Origin of the sequence: Micromonospora sp. NPDC047753 (assembly GCF_040642735.1) — a bacterium.
Lineage (GTDB): Bacteria > Actinomycetota > Actinomycetes > Mycobacteriales > Micromonosporaceae > Micromonospora.
This window is the reverse complement of sequence record NZ_JBEYSL010000642.1, coordinates 1-3,265: the sequence shown is the minus strand read 5'-3', so window position 1 is coordinate 3,265 and position 3,265 is coordinate 1. Positions and strand designations below refer to the sequence as shown.

At 70.7% G+C, this 3,265-nt stretch carries 4 protein-coding genes; 1 reads left to right on the top strand and 3 read right to left on the bottom strand.

The genetic code is table 11. The features are described 5' to 3' along the window. The 3 genes from ABZ749_RS32445 to ABZ749_RS32435 form a co-directional block, all read right to left on the bottom strand. On the bottom strand, window positions 1-659 hold a 659-nt coding region (locus ABZ749_RS32445), incomplete at its 3' end, for an S-methyl-5'-thioadenosine phosphorylase (protein WP_357234595.1). A gap of 41 nt (window positions 660-700) precedes the next feature. Then, the gene (locus ABZ749_RS32440) at window positions 701-1,249 is read right to left on the bottom strand and encodes a hypothetical protein (protein ID WP_357234592.1); all 549 of its coding nucleotides are present in this window, start codon (window positions 1,247-1,249) and stop codon (window positions 701-703) included. Then, window positions 1,242-2,609 (bottom strand): molybdopterin-dependent oxidoreductase, encoded by a 1,368-nt coding sequence (locus ABZ749_RS32435; protein ID WP_357234590.1) that lies wholly within the window; start codon window positions 2,607-2,609, stop codon window positions 1,242-1,244. Before ABZ749_RS32435 ends, ABZ749_RS32440 begins: the two co-directional genes overlap by 8 nt. Before the next feature lie 115 nt (window positions 2,610-2,724). Between ABZ749_RS32435 and ABZ749_RS32430 the strand changes: the two genes are divergently transcribed. Next, on the top strand, window positions 2,725-3,265 hold a 541-nt coding region (locus tag ABZ749_RS32430; RefSeq protein WP_357234587.1), incomplete at its 3' end, for an NAD(P)-dependent oxidoreductase.

The window sequence follows — 3,265 nt, the reverse complement described above, 5'->3', positions numbered from 1 at the left end:
GGCGGTGCAGCAGCACCACCACTGTGGTCAGCGCGGCGTACGGCAGCACCAGCAGCACGTCGTGCCAACCGGCGGTGGGCTTCTGGGTGCCCAGTCATGTTGATCAGCTGCCAGCCCTGGTGGGCGTACCACTGTGACTCCGCTCGGGTGGAGAAGCGGGGTCCTTCCACCACCACCATCGTGGCGCCGACGACGGGTTCGACTCCGATCTCGCGGGCGGCCGCGGCGACGATCGCACGCCCGTTCGGGCAGTACGGGTCGGCGAACGACGTGTGGACCGCACCGTTGTCGAAGTACGTGCAGGCTCGTCCGCTGGTCCGGTCGACCATCTGGTCGGGGAGGACGAGCGCCCCGGGGCCCAGTTCCGCAGTGAGTGATCCGACGGCGCAGGGTGCGAGGATCTGGCGTACCCCGAGCGCACGCAGTGCCCAGAGGTTGGCCCGGTAGTTGATCCGGTGCGGGGGAAACCGGTGGTCGGCGCCGTGCCGCGGCAGGAACGCCACGGTGCGGCCATCGACGTGTCCGACGGTGACCGGGTCGGACGGGCGGCCGTACGGTGTGGAGACCTCGACCGCCGTGCCACCGTCGACCAGTTGGTAGAGGCCACTGCCACCGATCACCCCGACTTCGGCCTGGGGCAGTTCCGCGGACCTCGTCATGCTCGTGCCTTCCTGGGTGACAGCGACGGGGAGTCACCTGTTCAACGCGCCGAACCGTCGACCCGTCGCCAGCGGATCTGCCGCACGAGGTACCAAACGACGCTGACCAGGAACAGCGCGGCGGTGAGTGCCAGCCAGTGGGCCAGGTACGGGTGCTGGTTCTGACCGGTGGCCGCGAGATAGGTGTCCCGGCCCTGCCGCAGGATGCCGGGGAGGTAGACCAGGAACAGCAGCCCGCTGGCGAGTGTCGGTACCCGAATGTGGTTCAGCGGGGATGGTCGGGCTGGCGCATGCCCGGCTCGGGGCGGCATCGGGTGGGGCGCAGCGGGCGAATGCCCGTCCGTACCAGCGTGGCCGGAGCGCCCGAGCGCACCGCGCAGCACCCGGTCGGCCGACGCGTAGATCGGAAAGAGGACGAGGTCGTGGGCGACGGCCGCGCCGACGAACCAGAGCAGCATCCGGCCAGCCGTGGCCTCTTCGGCGATTCGGAGCGCGACCCAACCGGTGAGGGTGAAGCAGGCGATCATGACGACCAGGTGCTGAAGGGACGATCCGTAGGCCGCCCGGAATCGGGAGATTGACTCAGCCATCGGCGCCGGTCCGGAAGGTGATCTCGGCGACCCATTTCGTGCAGTGCACGCCGGGTAGGGCGGGGACGATCACCCGGGCGGGAAAGCCGTGGTCGGCCGAGAGGTCGGCGCCGTTGACCCGCAGAGCGAGCAGAGAGTCGGCGTCGAGCACCTGGTTGGCCTGGAGGATCGCCTGGTTGAACAATCCGGCCTTCTCCAGTGACCGCACCTGCGCCGACGCTGGATCGTCCACGCCGACCAGGGCGGCGAGGTCGCGCAGACGCACGCCCGACCAGGTCTGTCGTGTCGACCATCCCTCCACGCAGGCGATCGGCAGGCGGGCGGTGTGCTGACCCATCGCGAGGAGGCGGGGACGGTCGAGGGTGACGAGGCGGTCGCCGCCCCGCACGGTCAGCCGCCACCGTTGCCCGGTCTCGTCCGGCTGGATGCCCGCCGCGGCGGCGGTGCGGTTGATCGGGAAGCCGTTCGGTCCGGTGCCCGGCTGACGTCCGCGGGGCAGCAGCAGCGCGGTGCGACGCCAGGGCCCGTCGAGGGTCTGCCCGATCGTGAGGGCGCCGAGCAGCAGGGACAGGCCACCGACCAGGGCTATCGCGCCGCGTCGGCTCATCGTCGGTACGCCGGGTGCGGTGGCCACCAGGTCGTCGGGATCGGAGGGCTCGGGCCGGGTCGCGGCCAGCGGGGTACGCAGTTCGGCCCGCAGTGACGCGCGCTGACCCGGTCGGCGGCGGTCCCGCAGGGCCGGCCGGGCTCGGAGTGCGCTGACCAGTCGGGGCAGCTTCAGCGTCACGTGTGCCACGAATGCTGCGATGAAGACCCAGGCTCCGAAGTAGTGCGCGGTGTAGAAGTCGAAGCCGAACAGGTACGCGTACTGGATGTTGAGCAGGCCGGTCGCGATCTCGAAGAGGATGCCGCCGACCAGCAGCAGCAGGGACAGCCGCTCCAGCACCTGGGCCAGGGAGCGGGCCGGCGGCCAGATGAAGAGCTTCGGGATCACTGACCACAGCTTCGCCAGCACCACGGGGATCAGGACGATGCCGAGCGTCACGTGCAGCCCCTGCGTGACCCGGAACAGCCAGGACGGCCGAGTCGGCCAGTCGAACGGCGGCAGCCGTAACCAACCCACCTCGCGGGGTAGGGCCTGGCCGAAATGGGGGCCGTAGGCGGCGTAGTCGAGCAGGCCGGTGATGATCACCAGCGGCAGCCCGACGAGGAGCACGGCGCCGTAGACGGCGGTGAGCCATGGACCCCGTAGCGGGCTGCGCCAGCGGTCCCCGGCCAGACCGGGGATCGGTGGGGGGTGCCGTTCCAGGGCCCGCCACCACCGATGGGGGAATCCCGTTCGCCGGTCCGTCACACCCATACCCCGGGACGCTAGACGTCCCGGGTACGCAATCTAGGGCATATCGGGATACCAATCGACTGGCAGGCGGGCGGATCGGCCTCACCCCGGCCGAGTGCGGTCTACGGTCACCGGGATGCGGGTACTGCTCACCGGCGCGGCCGGTTTCATCGGATCGCAGATCGCCGACCTGCTCGTCGACGAGGGCCACGACCTGGTGGCGCTCGACGCGTTGCTGCCTCAGGCGCATGGCGGGGAACTCCCCGAGTGGTCCCGACGACACGACCCGGTGGTCGGTGACGTCCGGGACGCCCGCCTGCTGGACCGGCTTCTGGGCGGTGTGGACGCGGTGTGTCACCAGGCGGCGATGGTGGGACACGGGCTGGATCCGTCCGACGCCCCCGACTACGTCAGCCACAACGACTACGCCACTGTGGTGCTGCTCGCCGCGATGCACCGGGTTGGTGTGAGCCGGCTGGTGCTGGCCAGCTCGATGGTCGTCTACGGCGAGGGTCGATACGACTGCGCCACGCACGGCACCGTGCGGCCCGCCGTCCGCAGCGTCGCCGACCTGGCCGCCGGTCGGTACGAGCCGACCTGCCCGGACTGCGCAGGCACCCTCGCGTCAGCCCTGGTATCCGAGGACGCGCTGCTCGAGCCGCGAAGCACGTACGCCG

What these genes read in the sequence shown, in the direction of transcription:
- ABZ749_RS32440 (WP_357234592.1), bottom strand. Translation starts at nt 1,249, where the DNA reads ATGGCTGAGTCAATCTCCCGATTCCGGGCGGCCTACGGATCGTCCCTT.
- ABZ749_RS32435 (WP_357234590.1), bottom strand. Translation starts at nt 2,609, where the DNA reads ATGGGTGTGACGGACCGGCGAACGGGATTCCCCCATCGGTGGTGGCGG.